Annotated in this window: 15 protein-coding genes; 10 read left to right on the top strand and 5 right to left on the bottom strand. The window is 69.5% G+C overall.

All coding sequences use genetic code 11. The annotated features are described in order from the left end of the window. Positions 1–950 (bottom strand): iron ABC transporter permease (locus CLM62_RS28655; protein WP_257004138.1); only part of this gene is annotated, 950 nt, incomplete at its 3' end. Between the two features lie 89 nt (positions 951–1,039). Next, complete coding sequence (locus tag CLM62_RS28650) at positions 1,040–2,017, bottom strand: ABC transporter substrate-binding protein (RefSeq protein WP_095752804.1); 978 nt, start codon at positions 2,015–2,017, stop codon at positions 1,040–1,042. Positions 2,018–2,107: 90 nt separating this feature from the next. Between CLM62_RS28650 and CLM62_RS28645 the strand changes: the two genes are divergently transcribed. Then, the gene (locus tag CLM62_RS28645; protein WP_095752803.1) at positions 2,108–3,307 is read left to right on the top strand and encodes a hypothetical protein; all 1,200 of its coding nucleotides are present in this window, start codon (positions 2,108–2,110) and stop codon (positions 3,305–3,307) included. Positions 3,308–3,450: 143 nt separating this feature from the next. On the opposite strand, the gene CLM62_RS28640 is transcribed toward CLM62_RS28645, so the two are convergent. Further along, entirely contained in the window at positions 3,451–4,254 is an 804-nt protein-coding gene (locus CLM62_RS28640; protein WP_257004137.1) for an alpha/beta fold hydrolase, read from the bottom strand. Positions 4,255–4,390: 136 nt separating this feature from the next. On the opposite strand from CLM62_RS28640, the gene CLM62_RS28635 reads away from it, so the two are divergent. The 8 genes from CLM62_RS28635 (at position 4,391) to CLM62_RS28600 (ending at position 13,354) form a co-directional block, all read left to right on the top strand. Next, positions 4,391–5,494: a 4Fe-4S binding protein gene (locus CLM62_RS28635; protein WP_095752801.1), complete on the top strand. Its 1,104-nt coding sequence runs from the start codon at positions 4,391–4,393 to the stop codon at positions 5,492–5,494. A 156-nt stretch (positions 5,495–5,650) separates the two neighbouring features. Continuing rightward, positions 5,651–6,949 carry an SNG1 family protein gene (locus CLM62_RS28630; RefSeq protein ID WP_095752800.1) on the top strand — a complete coding sequence of 433 codons (1,299 nt, stop codon included), beginning with the start codon at positions 5,651–5,653 and terminating at the stop codon, positions 6,947–6,949. Positions 6,950–7,194: 245 nt separating this feature from the next. Then, the gene (locus tag CLM62_RS28625; RefSeq protein WP_095752799.1) at positions 7,195–7,764 is read left to right on the top strand and encodes a TetR/AcrR family transcriptional regulator; all 570 of its coding nucleotides are present in this window, start codon (positions 7,195–7,197) and stop codon (positions 7,762–7,764) included. Between the two features lie 487 nt (positions 7,765–8,251). Beyond that, on the top strand, positions 8,252–9,013 hold the full coding sequence (locus CLM62_RS28620) for a DeoR/GlpR family DNA-binding transcription regulator (protein ID WP_095752798.1): 762 nt from the start codon (positions 8,252–8,254) through the stop codon (positions 9,011–9,013). Positions 9,014–9,094: 81 nt separating this feature from the next. Continuing rightward, positions 9,095–10,447: a sugar ABC transporter substrate-binding protein gene (locus CLM62_RS28615; protein WP_218835632.1), complete on the top strand. Its 1,353-nt coding sequence runs from the start codon at positions 9,095–9,097 to the stop codon at positions 10,445–10,447. Positions 10,448–10,527: 80 nt separating this feature from the next. Then, on the top strand, positions 10,528–11,487 hold the full coding sequence (locus tag CLM62_RS28610) for a carbohydrate ABC transporter permease (RefSeq protein ID WP_095752796.1): 960 nt from the start codon (positions 10,528–10,530) through the stop codon (positions 11,485–11,487). Then, positions 11,484–12,368, top strand: coding sequence for a carbohydrate ABC transporter permease (locus CLM62_RS28605; RefSeq protein ID WP_095752795.1), 885 nt, complete (start codon positions 11,484–11,486; stop codon positions 12,366–12,368). The genes CLM62_RS28610 and CLM62_RS28605 overlap by 4 nt, the downstream gene beginning before the upstream one ends. After that, positions 12,365–13,354, top strand: coding sequence for a zinc-dependent alcohol dehydrogenase family protein (locus CLM62_RS28600; RefSeq protein ID WP_095752794.1), 990 nt, complete (start codon positions 12,365–12,367; stop codon positions 13,352–13,354). Before CLM62_RS28605 ends, CLM62_RS28600 begins: the two co-directional genes overlap by 4 nt. A 167-nt stretch (positions 13,355–13,521) precedes the next feature. Here the strand turns inward: CLM62_RS28600 and CLM62_RS28595 are convergent, their stop codons facing one another. Beyond that, entirely contained in the window at positions 13,522–14,157 is a 636-nt protein-coding gene (locus tag CLM62_RS28595) for a DUF2218 domain-containing protein (RefSeq protein WP_095752793.1), read from the bottom strand. Between the two features lie 131 nt (positions 14,158–14,288). Here CLM62_RS28595 and CLM62_RS28590 point away from each other — a divergent pair, with 131 nt between their 5' ends. After that, positions 14,289–14,903, top strand: a complete 615-nt coding sequence (locus CLM62_RS28590) for a TetR/AcrR family transcriptional regulator (RefSeq protein WP_095752792.1) — start codon at positions 14,289–14,291, stop codon at positions 14,901–14,903. A 139-nt stretch (positions 14,904–15,042) separates the two neighbouring features. Here the strand turns inward: CLM62_RS28590 and CLM62_RS28585 are convergent, their stop codons facing one another. Continuing rightward, positions 15,043–16,917, bottom strand: coding sequence for an LVIVD repeat-containing protein (locus CLM62_RS28585; protein ID WP_095752791.1), 1,875 nt, complete (start codon positions 16,915–16,917; stop codon positions 15,043–15,045). Between the last annotated feature and the right edge of the window lie 59 nt (positions 16,918–16,976).

Raw genomic sequence — 16,976 nt, 5'->3', positions numbered from 1 at the left:
CTGCGGTTGCCCGACCGGAGCAGGGCGACCCCGGCGGGCACGCCGAGCAGGGCCGTCCAAGCGCCGACCGGTGTCTCCACGGGCGCCAGCGCGAGGCGGGCCGGTACGTCGGCGACGGCCACGACGACGGCGCCCCAGGCCGCCGACCAGGGCAGCCAACGCACCGCACCCGCCGCGGGGTTGAACCACCGCGCCAGGTGCGGAGCGAGGAACCCGACCCAGGCCACCGGCCCGCACACGGCGGTTACGGGTGCGATCAGCACGACGGCGATGGCCAGCGCGGCCAGCCGTGCCCGCTGGGCGCGCACACCCAGCGCCTCGGCGTCCTCGTCCCCCAGCCGCAGCACCGAGAGCACCGGCGCGCACAGCACGAGCGCGGGCACCGCGACGAGCAGCCACGGCCACAGCCCGGTGACGTCGTCCCAGGTACGGGCGGAGAGCGAGCCGAGCAGGTAGCGGTAGATCAGCTGGAGGTCGAGCTGGTCGGCCATCACCATCAGCACGAGCAGCGCGGCCTGCAACGCGGCGGCAACCGCGGCGCCGGTCAGCAGTACGGCGGACGGGCTGCGCCCCAACCCGGCGGCGAGCAGCGTGAGTCCGCCGCCGAGCGCGGCCCCGCCGATGGCCGGCAGGGGCTGGACGGCGGCGGGCAGGGACACCGCCAGCACCAGCGGCGCGGCCACCCCGAGCGCGGCCCCGGACGACACACCCAGCATCTCGGGGACGGCCAGGGGGTTGCGCAGCGCCTCCTGGAGCACGAGCCCCGCCGCACCCAGACAGGCCCCGGCGATCAGCGCCAGCAGCAGCCGGGGCACGCGGAGTTCGGTGACGACGATTCCGGCGAGCGTGGTGTCCGCGTCCAGCAGCGCTCCGGGCAGCCGGTGCAGCGGGACGTAGGGGGTGCCCAGGCTCAGTGCGCAGGCCGACGCGGCGACCAACAACACGGCCACGACGGGTAATTGCCATACTCCTGCCAGGCGCACCGACCGCGGTTCGCCCGATGCCGTGTCACCTGCGGTGTGCGCCGTGGTGGGCGCGCTCACCGCAGCGCGGCCGTGGCCTCATCGAGGATGATGCCCAGCGAACGGGTACCGCGTCCCTTGGCCCACACCTCGGAGTTCACCTCGTGGACGTCCCCGTTCTTCACTGCCGGGAGCTTGCCCCACAGGGGGTTCTTCGCCAGCTTCTCGGACAGCTTGCCGTCCGCCTCGCCGAAGCTCATCGTCTCGACGAACAGCACGTCGACGTCCGCCGCGAGGATCTCCTCGAGGCTGTAACTCCCCTGCACCCCACGGGACTTCCAGGGGTAGTCGGCCAGCTTCGGGAACAGACTGGCGCCCACGTCCGTCTCCGGGGTGGCGACGCCGAAGTTCTCGTCACTGCCGTAGATGATGAGCGCGGTCTTGTCGCTCCTGGTCTTCTCGGCCTCGGCGAGCTTGGTGCGGAAGGTCTTCTCGGCCTTCTCGCCCTCGGCGGTGCGGCCGGTGAGCGCGGCGACATCGCGCAGGTAGCCCACGCTGTCCTGCCACGTCTCGGGCTGCATGGGCCAGAAGGTCGTGGCGTCCTTCAGGGCCGGGGCGAGCTTGCCGTGGGTGTCCTCCAGGCCGATCACGAGATCGGGCTTGTGGGAGAGGATCGCCTCCACCTCGGGCGCGATGAACCCGCCGGGGATGACGTCGACCTCCTTCGCCCTCTCCTCCCCCAGGAAGTCGGAGTGAGCGAGGAGTGCGCTGTTCGTGGCCGTGGGGACGATGCCCAGCTCGGTCAGGATGTCGTCGCACAGCGCGAACAGGCAGACGATGCGCTTGGGCTCCTTCTCGAGGGAGAGCTTGACGCCGCCCGCGTCGGTCAGCTCCCGTGCCGCCTTGATGGGTTCGACGGTGACGTCGGTCTTCGGGCCGGCCGCAGCGGCCTTCTCGCCGGCCGGTTCGGTGGACGAGCCGCACCCGGCCAGCACCGAGCCCACTAGCGCCGCGGTGATCCAGCCTCGGACGAATCTCGACGGTGAGCGCAGCATCGATGCCCTCGCTTCTTCTCAGGTACCCCGGAACGCATCGAAGATACATGATAATCGTTTTCACCAGGACCCGTTTGATGGAGGCCATCGATGACCGCCGCCCCTGCCGTGCTGCTCGTCGCCGATCACGTGGAGGGATCCGTCCACGTACTGACCGTGCCGGACGGCACCGAGACGGGCCGCCTCACCGGCCGTCACCTCTCCGAGCACGCCGGGTTCCTGGCGTTGCCGGGCGGGCGGGCGGCCTGCGTCGACGACCGCAGGGGCGAGCTGCTGGTACTCGACCCGTTCGGCCACGAACTGGTGGAGACCGCGATCCCCGTAGCCGTGCCGGCCGAGCACCTCGCCTGCGACCCGTCCGGCCGGTGGGTCGCCGTCACGACGGGCCTGGGCGAGAACGGCGAGCCATGGTCGGACCTGCTGACAGCCGTCGACCTCTCCACGCAAGATGCGGTCCGGGTACGCACGCGCGTCGGCGAACCGGGTGTGACGGTCCTGGGCAACGGCGATCCACTGGTCGTCCTGCGGCACCGGGAGCCCGGCGCACTGGGCGTCCACCGGTTCGCCGACCTGCTCGGGGCGTCTCCCGGCTGCCCTCCGGTCACGCCCCACGCCGACCTCCTCCTGCCGGACGACGGGCACGGCGACGCCCAAGACCCCTACTCCGGGCACGTGTTCGCGGCCACGGGCGAGGGAGTGCACCGAGCACGGCGTGAGGGCGACGTACTCGTCCCGGAGCCGGTGATCCCGTGGGGTTCGCCCGCCCGCGGCTGGTACCTGCGGCTCGACCCCCGGCGACGAGCGCTGTGGTCGACGCTGCGGGGCGGCCCCGCAGACCCGCTGCGGTGGCCGGAGTGGACCAACCAGGCGTGGCGCCACGACCTGGGGACGGGCCGCACGACCCTGACGGAGCTCGGCCCCGGCCTGGTCTTCCGGCTGGCCCTCACCCAACACCACACCGCGTTCACCCGCATCCACCCGGACGGCGACGAACTGATCCTCCTGGACACCGACGGGACCGCGCATCGCGTTACCCTCCCCGCCATGGACGGCGCACCCCGCCGCGGCGGCACCCCCTGGGAGGGCGTCCAACGCCGCGCGGTGGCCGCCTCACCGGGCGCGGACTGGATCGCCATCACCCGCGGCGGCCACGGCGAAGTCCACGTCTTCAACGCCAGAACAAGCGGCGAAGCAGCCCGCTTCAAGCTGGACACACCCTTGCATCACGGCGGCCACGCGATGCTACGCACACAGACCGACGGCGCCGAAGGCGATCCTGTGGGCCGGTGACGGCCGGGCCATGCCTGGCGGCAGGTGCGGAGCAGGCGGTCTCGACCTGCGTCAACACTATCGGGCGGTTTTCCGCGTTCGCCGGGCAACTCCGAGTGACCGCCGCTCGCCAGGCCGTCCAGATCCCGCCCGAGCCCGGGCGGTCACGCCACCGCGTTCAACAGGTCGGCCAGCACGTCGGGCCGTTCCAGAGCGATGAAGTGGCCTGCTCCCGGGACCTGCGTGAAATCGGCGGCCGGCAGCAATTCCTTGTTGGCTTCCCGGTCCGTCCGCCGGGACCAGTCCTTCTCCCCGTTGACGAGGTGGATGGGGGCCTTGACCTCGGGGTAGCGCGACCGGGCCGCGATGAGGCTGGGCAGGGCCTGGTACACGGCCCGGGCGACGGTCGGGTAGCCGGGGCGGCCGCCCACCTGGAGGAGCTCGTCCACGTAGTCCGCCCGCAAAGCGGTCTTGTCGCCCAGTCCGCCCTGCAGAATCCTGCGGAGGGCGGCCTTGGGTTCCACCCCGGCGACCACCGGGCCCGCCCCCGGAGTGAGAACACCGCCGACCACCACACGGGCGAGGAGACCGGACCGGGCGATTCCGCCGCGGAAGTCGTACGTGTTCACCGCGACGACGCGCCGTACCCGCTCGGGCAGCTCGGCCGCGGCGGTCAGGGCGAGCACCGCCCCCATGGACTCCCCGACCAACGTCACGCCATGGAGGTCGAGTTCGGTGAGGAGCCGTTCGACGCCCGCGCGCATCGCCGGCTCGTCGTACGACGCACCGGGCACGATCTCGGAGTAGCCCATCCCCGGGAGATCGAGGGCGTACACGGTGTACTGATCCGAGATCAACGGGATGAGGAGGCGGAAGTGCTCGGCCTGCGTTCGCACCGTGTGCAGCAGGACGACGGGAGCACCGGTGAATCCGCCTCGCTCAACAAGAGTCAACTTCCGTTGCAGCACCGGACGATGGGGCGCGGGTCGGGGACTGTCCGCCACTTGGGCTTGCATGCGGAAACTGACCGGTTTACGGTGGTGAGACTGATCGGTTTCTCGCCGTGGAGGCGAGTCTCACCACCCGAACCACTAGGAGCATCGGATGACTGCCGCGCGCGACGTCGAGGGGCAACCGACGGATCCCAAGCTTCCGGCGAAGCTGGCCGCCCACCCGTCGGTGCGGGCCGTACTCGCCCGGCGCAGGGCCGGTGACGCGGTGAGCCCTCCGGCGGTGATCGACGCGGCCTGGCTCCGCGAGCTGTGCCTGGCGGCCGGCGCGGACGACGCGGCCGCGGTCAGCCTGGACCACCCCGACCTGGCCGGCGAGCGCGAGCACGCACAGTCCGCACTGCCCGGCACCCGCACGCTGATCGCGATGGCGGTCCGGATGAACCGCGACAACTGCCGTTCCCCGGCCCGCAGCGTGGCCAACCAGGAATTCCACCAGACCGACGAGCAGGCCAACCACGCCGCCCGCGGCGTCACCCAGGCACTGCAGGACGCCGGCTACCGCGCACTCAATCCGTCGGTCGGCTTCCCCCAGGAGATGGACCGCTTCCCCCATGAGCGGATCTGGGTGGTGGCGCACAAGACGGTCGCGGTGGCCGCGGGGCTCGGCGTGATGGGCCTGCACCGCAACGTCATCCACCCGAAGTTCGGCAACTTCATACTGCTGGCCACCGTCCTGGTGGACGCCGAGGTGAGCGAGTACGGGCAGGCGCTGGACTACAACCCCTGCATCGACTGCAAGCTGTGCGTCGCAGCCTGCCCGGTCGGCGCCATCAGCAAGGACGGAGCATTCGACGCCCTGGCCTGCACCACACACAACTACCGCGAGTTCATGAGCGGGTTCACCGACTGGGCGCAGACCGTGGCCGACAGCGAGGACGCCGCCGACTACCGCTCCCGGGTCACCGATTCCGAGAGCGCCTCCATGTGGCAGAGCCTGACCTCGCCCCCCGGCTACAAGTCCGGCTACTGCATGGCCGTCTGCCCCGGCGGCGAGGACGTCCTGGGCCCGTACCTGGATGACCGCAAGACGTTCATGGACACCGTGCTGCGACCGCTCCAGGACAAGAAGGAGACCCTGTACGTCCTGCCGGGCTCACACGCGCAGGAGTACGCCCAGCGCCGTTTCCCCCACAAGCCCGTCAAGGAAGTAACCGGTGGCTGGCATCCCCCGGCGAAGCGCCCCGCAGCCTCCTGACCCGGTGCACTCCGCCCGCTCGCCTTGCGCCACCACGACTGCGGCGCGGCGCTTCACCCACGGACCGCCTGTGGTCCATGTCTCAGCAGCCGGCCTGCAATGACGCCGTCCGGTCTCCTCCAGATAAGACCGTGTCATCCGAGACCGGAGTAAGTCATGAGTGGGGTTCACCCGTTCCGCGTCCTGCGCGCCAAGCCCCTGTGGATCGCCAACGGCGTCATCACAGGCGTACTCGCGCTGCTGTTCACCGTGTTCTACGTCGGCGCCAACATCGATCCGGTCGATCACATGGACAAACTGCCCGTCGGTCTGGTCAACGCCGACGAGGGAGCCGCTGTAGGCGGCAAACAGGTCAACCTGGGGGCACAGATCACCGAGTCGATCGAGAAGTCCACCGCGAGCGGGGGCAAGATCGACTGGAAGGTGATGGACGAGAAGGGGGTCAAGGAGGAGCTCGGCGAGGGCAAGCTGTTCGGCGCGCTCGTCGTCCCCGCCGACTTCACCTCCTCCACCACCGCACTGAACGGCACCGCGGCCACCGGGACTCCGGCCCGCCCGACACTGACGGTGCTGACCAACCAGTCCGCCGGCAGCATGGGATCCAGCCTGGCCAGGGCGGCGACGATGGAGGCGGCCGAGAACGCCTCGCTCCAGGTGGGCAAGGAGCTGACCGCCCAGAGCGGGACCGGGCAGGCGAAACTGCCCGCAGCGGCACGCGTCCTCCTGGCCGACCCGGCCGCCGTCACGGTCGAGGACGGCCATCCGCTCGACTCGCACAGCGGCCTGGGCCTGACGGCGTTCTACTACGCGCTCGTCCTCGTGGTCTGCGGCATGCTCTCCGCCAATGTCATCAGCGGCCAGGTCGACCACGCCCTCGGCTACACCCACAACGACATGGGCCCGCTGCGCCTGCACCGCCCGCTGATCCGGGCGACCCGGGTGCAGACCCTCGCCATCAGCAGCACTCTCATGGTCGGCCTGTCCCTGCTGATGGGGACCCTGGTCATGGTGGGCGCGATCGGCATCATGGGCATGGACGCCGCCCACCTGCCGCTGCTGTGGCTGTATTCGGTGTGCGCCATCGCGGTCTCCGGGATCGGTGCACTCACCCTCCTTGCCGTCTTCGGCACGCCCGGCATGCTGGTGGTCACGCTGGTCTTCATCGGGATGGCGGTGCCGACAGCCGGCGCCACCACCCCTATCGAGGCGCTGCCCGGCTTCTACCGCTTCCTCTCGGAGTTCGAGCCCCTGCGGCAGATCACCGGTGGCATCCGCTCGATCCTCTACTACGACGCCCAGGGAGACGCGGGTCTGACCCGGGGCTGGGTGATGATGGCCGCCGGCCTCGTGGTGGCCGCGCTGTTCGGCTTCGGCGTGCTGGGGTGGTACGACCGGAAGGGGCTGCACCGCATCCCGGTCGAGACGAAGCCCGCAAAGGCCGCCGTCCCGACGTAGCGGTTGGCAGCCCCGCATCACCCAGGACGAGGCCATTGTGCGGAGTGGCCCCGGTGTGTGTCGCCCTGCGGGGACGGCAGGCGCGCACACCCTCAGGGCTCGGCGACGGTCTTTCCCTGAGGCCGTCGCCGAGCCTCTTGCGGCTTTCAGGTGTCCGCTCGGCTGTGCGCGGTCCCGGACCTCGCCCGGCGCACCCTGAAAACCGATCGGTTTTCATTTCGTTCGAATCGAGTTAATCTCGCCGTATGAGCACCGAAGTGAAGGCAAGCACCAGAGAGCGGCTGCTGGAGGCGGCGGCCACGCTCACCTATCGAGACGGTGTGGGTATCGGCGTCGAGGCGCTGTGCAAGGCGGCGGGGGTGTCGAAGCGCTCCCTGTACCAGCTGTTCGAGAGCAAGGACGCACTGCTGGCGGCGAGCCTGGAGGAGCGCGCCGCCGCCTACGTGGCCGGGCTCCTTCCCGCCGCGGACGACGGCCGTTCACCCCGCGAGCGGATCCTGCACGTCTTCGAGCAGGTGGAGTCGCAGTCGGGTGCGCCCGAGTTCCGAGGGTGCCGGTATCTGGCTGTACAGATCGAGCTGAAGGATCAGAGCCACCCCGCGAGCCAGGTGGCCCACCGGATCAAGGCGAACCTGACGGGCTTCTTCCGCTCCGAGGCCGAACAGGGCGGCGTGCGCGATCCCGACCTGCTGGCCCGGCAGCTCAGCCTGGTCTTCGACGGCGCCAGCGCCCGCGCGGGGATCGGAGCCGACAAACTGACGGGGCTCATCGAGCCCACGGTGACCACCCTGCTCGATGCGGCAGGCATGCGCTGACGCATCACCTTTTCCAGCGCCCTGACGCCGTACTCACGGACCTCGGCGCTGGAGAACCATCCGCGTATCCGGAAGCCGGCGGCTGCCTGAGCTGCGGCGCGGTCCGGAGCAGAACAAGGACGCCACACCGGAGCCCTCAGCCCGAGGACTCCGGTGGGGCGCGGAGCCAACCCCGAATGTGGCCGGATTTCTACGCATGATCCCGGCCGTATGTCTGGATCCATCCGGAAAAACGGGCAGTGAACGGGCACACACCGGTCGGCGAGCGGGCGGCAGCCTTCCCCGCCGCAGAGCCCTCAGCCGCGTCATCCAGGGCATCCGCACTCCGAAAAGCGGGCACATTCGGTCACGAACTGCTCTACGACGAACCTGGTCAGTACGGGCGATCGCCTTGTAGAAATTGGGCCATCGGGGCCCGATCGGGCCGGGCTCCGGGAATCAGCCGGCGCGGGCACAACGCGCAGAGCCGTGAAACGGAGGTGTCGCCGTGGACGCCGAGGAACGAAGACGCGGGATTCTGGAAACGGCACGCCGTTCCGGATCCGTGGACGTCGGAATGCTCGCCGCCGACCTCGGGGTCTCGAAGGAGACCGTGAGGCGCGACCTGAACCTGTTGGAGGGACACGGGCTGGTCCGGCGTACCCATGGCGGTGCGCATCCCGTGGAGAGCGCGGGCTTCGAGACCACACTCGCCTTCCGTACCACCATGCATGTCACCGAGAAGGCCCGGATCGCGGCCGCCGCGGCCGCACTGCTCGGGGACGCCGAGACCGTCTACATCGACGAGGGCTACACCCCGCAGCTCATCGCCGCCGCCCTGCCCCGCGACCGGCCACTGACCGTGGTCACCTCCTCGCTGGCCACCGCGGGTGACCTGGCCTCAGCCGAGAACATCAGCGTGCTGCTGCTCGGCGGCCGGGTACGTGGCGGCACGCTGGCCACGGTCGACCACTGGGCGACCCGTATGCTGTCCGACTTCGTCATCGACCTGGCATACGTCGGCGCGAACGGCATCTCCCGCGAGTACGGCCTCACCACCCCCGATCCCGCGGTCAGCGAGGTGAAGGCCGAGGTCATGCGGGTCGCCAAACGCCGGGTGTTCTCCGGCGTCCACATGAAGTTCGGTGCCGTGAGCTTCTGCCGATTCGCGAACGTCACGGACTTTGAGGCCATCGTCACCGACACGGGGCTGCACACCTCCGAGGCCCACCGCTACGCACTGCTGGGTCCCCAGGTCATCCAGGCCTGAGCCGCAGTTCATCTCCCCATCCCACCCCGTAAGGCCGGGGTCCTGGTTCCCCATGCCCTCGAACACTCCCTGGAGTCAGTCATGCGCACACGAAGAATGATCCACGTCCTCGCCACGGCCACGGCCGCAGGCTCGCTGCTGGTCTCCTGCAGCGGGGCGGGCGGCTCCTCGAGCTCCGGTGGCGGCAAGAGCATCAATGTGCTGATGGTCGGCAACCCGCAGATGGAGGACATCGCGCAGCTGACGAAGAGCACGTTCACGAAGGACACCGGCATCGAGGTGAACTTCACGATCCTTCCCGAGAACGAGCTGCGCGACAAAGTCACCCAGGACATCGCCACCCAGGCCGGCCAGTACGACGTCGCCACCGTCGGCGCCTACGAGGTGCCCGTCTGGCACGAGAACGGCTGGCTGCACGAGCTGGATTCCTACGCCGACAAGGACTCGGCCTTCGACAAGGGCGACCTGCTGAAGCCGATGGTGCAGTCGCTGTCCGGCTCGGACGGCAAGATGTACGCGTTGCCGTTCTACGGGGAGTCCTCCTTCCTGATGTACAACAAGGAGGTCATGGCGGAGAAGGGCATCACGGTGCCCGAGCGGCCGACCTGGCAGCAGGTCGCCGACATCGCCGCCGAGGCCGACGGCGCCCGTCCCGGGATGAAGGGCATCTGCCTGCGCGGCCTGCCGGGTTGGGGCGAGCTCGGCGCTCCGCTGACGACGATGGTCAACACCTTCGGCGGCACCTGGTTCACCAAGGACTGGAAGGCGCAGGTCAACAGCCCCGAGTTCAAGAAGGCGACGAACTTCTACGTCGATCTGGTCAGGAAGCACGGTGAGGCGGGTGCCCCGCAGGCCGGGTTCACCGAGTGTCTGAACGCCATGAGCCAGGGCAAGGTCGCGATGTGGTACGACGCGACCAGCGCGGCCGGGTCGCTGGAGGACCCCAAGGTCAGCAAGGTCGCCGGCAAGGTCGGGTACGCCTACGCACCGGTGGTCGAAACCAAGAGCAGCGGCTGGCTGTGGAGTTGGGCGTGGGCCATGCCCAAGACCACGAAGAAGGCCGACGCCGCCTCGCAGTTCATGCTGTGGGCGTCCAGCAAGGAGTACGAGAAGCTGGTCGGCGAGAAGCTGGGCTGGCCCCGTGTCCCGGCCGGAAAGCGGTCCAGCACCTACGAGATCCCCGAGTACCGGAAGGCCTCCGAGGCCTTCGGTGGAATCACCCTGAACTCCATCCAGGAGGCCGACCCGACCAACCCGGGCGTGCAGCCCCGTCCCACGGTCGGCGTCCAGTTCGTGGCCGTCCCCGAGTTCCAGGACCTGGGGACGAAGGTGACCCAGGAGATCTCCGCTGCCATCGCCGGCCAGACCAGCGTGGACAAGGCGCTGAACGACGGCCAGAAGCTGGCCGAGGAAGTCGCCGCGAAGCACCAGTGACCCGGACGTTGCCCGGCCGGCCTCACCCGCCGGCCGGGCACCCGACCGCGACCCTGCCGTCACCGGCCAAGGAAAGCCTCATGACCACGCTCATCGACCCATCCAGAAAAGCACCACCTCCGGTGCGTCCGCGAACATCCACCGTCATCGGCACATGGCGGCGGCGCGGTCCGCTGCTGCCGGCGCTGATCTTCACCGTCGTCGTCACGCAGCTGCCCTTCGTGGCCACGCTCGTCATCTCCACCTTCCAGTGGAACATCCTGCAACCGGGCGACCGCCACTTCACGGGTCTGTCCAACTACGGGATCGTCTTCACCGATGGGCGGCTGCGCGCGGCGGTGCTCAACACCGTCGTCCTCACCGCGTCGGTGGTCGTCATCAGCGTGGTCCTCGGTCTGGCTCTGGCACTGCTGCTCGACCGCCGGTTCGCCGGCCGGGGACTGGCGCGCACCCTGCTCATCGCGCCGTTCCTCGTCATGCCGGTCGCCGCCGCGCTGCTGTGGAAGCACGCCATCTACAACCCCGACTACGGCCTGCTCAACGGCACCCTCAACGCCGTCTACCGGTTCTTCGGCGCCGACCACGGCCCCACCATCGACTGGGTGTCCAACTTCCCCATGCCGGCCGTCGTGCTGTCGCTGGTGTGGCAGTGGACCCCGTTCATGATGCTGATCCTGCTGGCGGGTCTGCAGGCGCAGCCCGGTGACGTGCTGGAGGCCGCCAGGGTCGACGGCGCCTCGGCGCTGCAGACCTTCCGGCACATCACGCTGCCGCACCTGCGGCAGTACATCGAGCTGGGCATCCTGCTCGGCACGATCTACGTCGTGCAGACCTTCGACGCGGTCTACACCATCACCCAGGGCGGCCCCGGCTCCCGGACGACCAACCTGCCCTACGAGATCTACCTGACCATGTTCCGCAAGTACGAGTACGGCGAGGCGGCCGCCGCAGGAGTCGTCGTCGTACTCGGCTCGATCGTGATCGCGACCTTCGCGCTGCGCACCATCGCATCACTTTTCCGCGAGGAGGCGTCCCGATGAGCACACAGGCAGCGACCGGCACGCTCGTGCGACGACTCCGGACCCGCCGACGCGGCGACAGCCCCGCGCAGGAGCCGCGGCTCTCACCGCTGTGGACGTTCGTCGCCTGGCTCGCCACCCTGGCGTTCTTCGCGCCGGTGGCGTGGATGGTGCTCACCTCCTTCCACCAGGAGGCCGACGCGGCGACCAACCCGCCGACGCCCTTCGCCCCCTTCACCCTCAGCCAGTACGAGCTGCTGTTCAGCCGCGACATCACCCCCTTCCTCCTCAACTCGGCCATGGCCAGCGTCATGTCGACGCTGCTGGTGCTCGCCCTGGCGGTACCGACGGCCTACGCGCTGTCCATCAAGCCGGTCGAGAAGTGGACCGACGTCATGTTCTTCTTCCTGTCCACCAAGTTCCTCCCGGCCATCGCGGCCCTGCTGCCGGTCTACCTGATCGTCAAGGACGCCGGGATGCTCGACAACGTGTGGACACTGATCGTCCTCTACACCGCCATGAACCTCCCGATCGCCGTGTGGATGATGCGCTCCTTCCTCGCCGAGGTCCCCAAGGAGATCCTGGAGGCCGCCGAGATGGACGGCGCGAACCTGCTCACCGTGCTGTGGCGGGTCGTCGCACCGATCGCCATGCCCGGACTCGCCGCCACCTCGCTGATCTGCTTCATCTTCAGCTGGAACGAGTTCATGTTCGCCGTCAACCTCACCGCGACGCAGGCGTCGACCGCACCGGTCTTCCTCGTCGGCTTCATCACCAACGAGGGCCTGTTCCTGGCCCGGCTCTGCGCCGCCGCCACGCTGGTCTCCCTGCCGGTCCTCATCGCCGGTTTCGCCGCCCAGGACAAGCTGGTCCGCGGCCTGTCCCTAGGAGCAGTCAAGTGAGAGCCGCTGTCATCGAAGCCCCCGGCAAGGTCACCGTCACCACGGTCCCCGACCCCACCCCCGGGCCGCGCGAGGTCGTGATCGACGTGGCGGCCTGCGGGCTGTGCGGGACCGATCTGCACATCCTGCAGGGCGAGTTCGCACCGACCCTGCCGGTCGTGCCGGGCCACGAGTTCGCCGGGGAGGTCGTGGGCCTCGGCAGCGAGGTCACCGAACTCGCGATCGGCGACCGGGTCGCCGTGGACCCCTCGCTGTACTGCAACGAGTGCCGCTACTGCCGGGTGGGACGCAACAACCTCTGCGACCGGTGGCAGGCGATCGGAGTGACCGTGGCCGGTGGTGCCGCCGAGTACGCCGTGGCACCCGTCGCCAACTGCGTACGGCTGCCGGACCACGTGGACGTCCAGGACGCGGCGCTGATCGAGCCACTGTCCTGCGCGGTGCGCGGGTACGACGTGCTGGGCAGCAGGCTCGGATCCCATGTGCTGATCTACGGCAGCGGGACGATGGGCCTGATGATGCTGGAGCTGGCCAAGCGCACCGGTGCCGCGTCGGTGGATGTCGTCGACGTCAACCCGGAGCGGCTGACGACGGCTGAGAAGCTGGGCTGTTCCCAGGCGGCGCTGTCGGCCGAGGAGTTGGGGCGGCGGGGTGGCTGGGACGTGGTGGTCGACGCGACCGGCAACGCCGCGGCCATCCAGGACGGCCTGGAACGGGTCGCCAAAGCCGGGACATTCCTGCAGTTCGGGGTCTCCGATTACGCGACCACGGCCACCATTTCGCCGTACCGCATCTACAACGAGGAGATCACCATCACCGGTTCCATGGCGGTGCTGCACAGCTACGAGCGCGCGGCGGAACTGTTCGCCACCGGGGTTCTCGATCCCCAGGTCTTCATCAGCCATCGGCTGCCGCTGACGGAGTACCCGCAGGCACTGGACCGGTTCGCCGCCGGCCAGGGACGCAAGATCGTCGTACTGCCCTGACCTGCGTCTGAGGGCGGACGTGGGAGTTCGCGCCGTGAGGGGTACTGGCAGGGGCCCCTCCCGGCGCGCGGTCCGCCTAACCTCGCCGCATGGCCCACGCGGGGCTACGGTGGCCGAGCGGTGTTCCTGCGCTGCACCAGAGCGGGGGGCACCCTTCCGCAGGCCGTTCAGCGGCTCTTCGTGGCCCGACTCCGGCGAAGGGCGAACCCGCCCAGCAGCGCGACCTTCCCGAGGACGACTGCGAGGACACCGCCGACGGCCCAGCCGGTCCACCGCCAGTTCGCCAGGAGGGCGCGGCCCAACCCCAGGTGGACGGCGAGAACGAGCGCGATGACGGCGATGAGGCCCATGACCCGGAGGTGGCGGCGGCGCGGCGCGTCTCCCCCACCCCGCACCCCCGCGGTGCCGACGGCTTCGGGGGACACCGCAGAGGTCTCCGGTCGTTCCCAGTTCACCTGTAGCCCGTCGCGTCGGCCGAACCTCTCGATGTGCCCGGTGACAAGGTCCCGCAGCCGCCTCAGGTCCTCCTCGTCGACGGCTTCGGCCCGCAGCGTCAGCACGCCCGAGGTGGCCCGCAGGGTGATCCGGCCCCAGGGAAGGCTGACGTCTCCTTCGGTGTCGGTCCATGCGACCTGCGCCTGTTCCCCAACGGCCCGCAGGTCACGGAGCGCTTGCGCGTCACCGCCCATGTGGGCCCGTGGCCGGTGACCGAGGTGGCGGCCCTTGGTGGAGAAGTGCTTGCAGAGCTGGACGAGGTACCGGCTGGGACGCTCGGTCTCGACGCGGGCTTCGGTGGACGGCATGGCGTTCCTTTCGCATCCCCCGCAGGACGGGCGCCTCCAGGCGCACTGGGGCAACAGTCTCAGCTTTATCGAGACACCTTGTCGCTGTCAATCCATAGTGTCATGGCAGTGCCGGACCGTATGCTGGAGCCGTGCCCAAGCTGTGGAACGAGACGATCGATGCCCACCGCGCCGCCGTACGCGCCGCGGTCCTGGACACCACCGCGGCGCTGGTCGCCGAGCACGGGCTGACGTCGGTGACGATGTCGCGGATCGCCAAGGACTCCGGGATCGGCCGCGCGACGCTGTACAAGTACTTTCCGGACGTCGAGTCGATCCTGCTCGCCTGGCACGAGCGGCAGATCGACCATCACCTCGACCAGCTGGCCGAGGTCCGGGACCGGAGCGAAGGCGCCGGTGCGCGGCTGGAGGCCGTACTGCGGGCGTTCGCCCTCATCGCCCACGCCGCCCGGCGGCACCACGACGGCGACCTCGCGGTGTTCCTGCACCAGGACCGACAGGTCACCCAGGCACAGCGGCGACTCCACGGCATGGTCGAGGACCTACTGGCCGACGGCGCACGGACCGGTGACGTGCGGGACGACATCGCGCCCGGCGAGCTCGCGAGCTACTGCCTCCACGCCCTCACCGCGGCCGGCGACCTACCGTCCGGGGCCGCGGTCCACCGGCTCGTCACGGTCACGCTGGCAGGGGTACGGCCCTCTCTCGCCGACGCCTCGGAAATTCCCCGGCACGTCGACGGCTGATGAGCGCGGACGTCAACACGGACACGAAGCACGGGCACATCTGATCGCAGCCCGGCCAGTGGAGGCCGCGCCCCCTACGGATGGGCCCCGGAGCCGAGGTGGAACGGCTCCGGGGCCCGCGCTGCTTCACCTTCAGAGTTCAGCGGCCGGTGTACTGAAAGATGTAGAGCCCGTAGTCGCGGTCGGAGGCGGCGACGTACTCCCTTCCGAGGTGGTTGAAGGCCTGGACGCCCCAGAAGTTGCTGCCGTCCTCGTCGATGAAGCGGCCGACCTCCACCAGCTTGTCGTGCTTGACCTTCGCGACGCGGAAGCCGCCCGCGTAGTAGGAGAAGTACGCGAGGTCGGGCCGGACCTGGGAGGTGGCGACCTCGTGGATGGACAGGTCGCCGAAGCCGGAGGCGTACTTGGGGTCGTGCGCCTCGTCGATGGCGTAGGTGTCCAGCTCGGTCATCTTTCCGCGCTCGGTGCGGTACAGGTGCGCGTAGCCCCAGCCGTCGAAGAAGGAGGAGAAGGTGAGCCGGTCGCCCTTGGTGCCGATGTCCACCGGCAGGGTGGCCGGGCCCGTGCCTGCGAGGCAGTCGTCGTTGCTGTAGGGCTGGTCGAAGACGGCGAAGCCCTGGCCGCGCGGGGCGACGCCGAAGGTGGGCAGGTTGCCCTCGACGGTCATGCCGGCCTGGGAGTCGCAGGCGTCGGCGCCGGTGCGGTTGAAGACCAGGACGCCGTCGTAGCCGCCCGCGGCCTCGATGTTGGCGACCTTCTCGCTGTAGGTGCACACGCCGCCTTCGACGTGGGAGCCACGTTCGACGACGGCGATGTCCATGGCGGCGGGGTCACCCGCAGGGACGGCCGGGCCGCCGTTGCAGGCGCGACCGACGTACGTGGTGCCGCCGGTGACGGTCTGCCCTTCTTCCAGGGGGACGCCCTGCCCGGCGTTGACGGTGGTGTCGTCGTCGGTGTTGCGGGCCGAGACCTGGTACGGGGCGAAGTCCTCGTCGGCGGCGATGACGAAGCGGTTGTCGAGGGTGAACTCGGCCTGGTGGGCGTTGCCTTCGGGCGCCACGTCGAGTCCGCTCGCGGCGGCCTCGGGGTCGGGGTCGGTGAAGTCGGTGTCGCCGAGGTACGTGATGTTCTTCGGGTCGGTCACGTCGACGGCGATGTACCCGCCGTCCCAGTACGACGCCAGCAGCACCTGACGGCCACGGATCTTCTTGACCACCATGTCGTGGAGGAAGATCTCCCCCAGGTTCTCCGGCGCCGCCTGCACGATCTGCGGGAACGTCTCCGTCAGGTCGTACTCCGCGACGAGTCGCGGCTTCGCCGGGTCGGTGATGTCCATGATGTCGGTGTCGGCGGCTTCCAGGTTGTCGACGATCACGGCGTACGCCTTGTCGCCGGCGTCCCAGGCGAAGACGCTGTGGATGTCGTTGGCCTTCTCGGACTGCTCGCCGTCCAGCGTGAAGTCGCCGACGCCCTCGGCCAGCACCTTCGGCTCGGCGGGGTCGGTGACGTCGTAGAGGTTCATGCCGCCGACACCGCCGTCGCCGCAGACCTCGTTGTTACTGACAAGGACGTCGCCGGTGAAGGAAGGAGTGGACAGGCGGACGGTCTGGATGCCCTCGCCGGGAGCGCTGCCCGCCGGAGCCGGGATGAAGCCGGCGACCTTGGGCTTGCTGGGCTTGCGGATGTCGACGACGTGGACGCCGGTGTTGTCGCAGCCCACGCCTCCCCAGGAAGCGAGGTAGGCGTGTCCCTTGTAGACGCCGACGTCGGCGATCTTGCCTTCGGTGACGTTCGGCAGTTTCAGCTTGCTGATGAGGCGGACGTTCTTGTCGGTGGCCGAGAGGTGCCCCTCTTCGCCGCCGTGCTGATGGTCGTGGTCATGGGCGGTGCCGTTGTCGACAGCGTCGTCCGCGGCTGGGTCGCCGTGTCCGTACGCGGTACCGGTGAGGCCGGTGACGGCGAGAGCAATCGCCGTGACGAGGCTGGTGGCGGCCCGTCTGTGGCCGTTGCGCATGGTTCCCTCCACTCGGGACTGGTCAGGTCCCCCGAGGCGCATGCCGGTTCGAACGACCG

The sequence above is a fragment of the Streptomyces sp. SA15 genome, from assembly GCF_002291145.1.
Classification (GTDB): domain Bacteria; phylum Actinomycetota; class Actinomycetes; order Streptomycetales; family Streptomycetaceae; genus Streptomyces.
This window is presented reverse-complemented; position numbering and strand designations above follow the sequence as displayed.

Coding starts and splice junctions, on each gene's coding strand:
- CLM62_RS28650 (WP_095752804.1), bottom strand. CDS start 2,017: ATGCTGCGCTCACCGTCGAGATTCGTCCGAGGCTGGATCACCGCGGCG.
- CLM62_RS28645 (WP_095752803.1), top strand. CDS start 2,108: ATGACCGCCGCCCCTGCCGTGCTGCTCGTCGCCGATCACGTGGAGGGA.
- CLM62_RS28635 (WP_095752801.1), top strand. CDS start 4,391: ATGACTGCCGCGCGCGACGTCGAGGGGCAACCGACGGATCCCAAGCTT.
- CLM62_RS28630 (WP_095752800.1), top strand. CDS start 5,651: ATGAGTGGGGTTCACCCGTTCCGCGTCCTGCGCGCCAAGCCCCTGTGG.
- CLM62_RS28625 (WP_095752799.1), top strand. CDS start 7,195: ATGAGCACCGAAGTGAAGGCAAGCACCAGAGAGCGGCTGCTGGAGGCG.
- CLM62_RS28615 (WP_218835632.1), top strand. CDS start 9,095: ATGCGCACACGAAGAATGATCCACGTCCTCGCCACGGCCACGGCCGCA.
- CLM62_RS28610 (WP_095752796.1), top strand. CDS start 10,528: ATGACCACGCTCATCGACCCATCCAGAAAAGCACCACCTCCGGTGCGT.
- CLM62_RS28605 (WP_095752795.1), top strand. CDS start 11,484: ATGAGCACACAGGCAGCGACCGGCACGCTCGTGCGACGACTCCGGACC.
- CLM62_RS28595 (WP_095752793.1), bottom strand. CDS start 14,157: ATGCCGTCCACCGAAGCCCGCGTCGAGACCGAGCGTCCCAGCCGGTAC.
- CLM62_RS28585 (WP_095752791.1), bottom strand. CDS start 16,917: ATGCGCAACGGCCACAGACGGGCCGCCACCAGCCTCGTCACGGCGATT.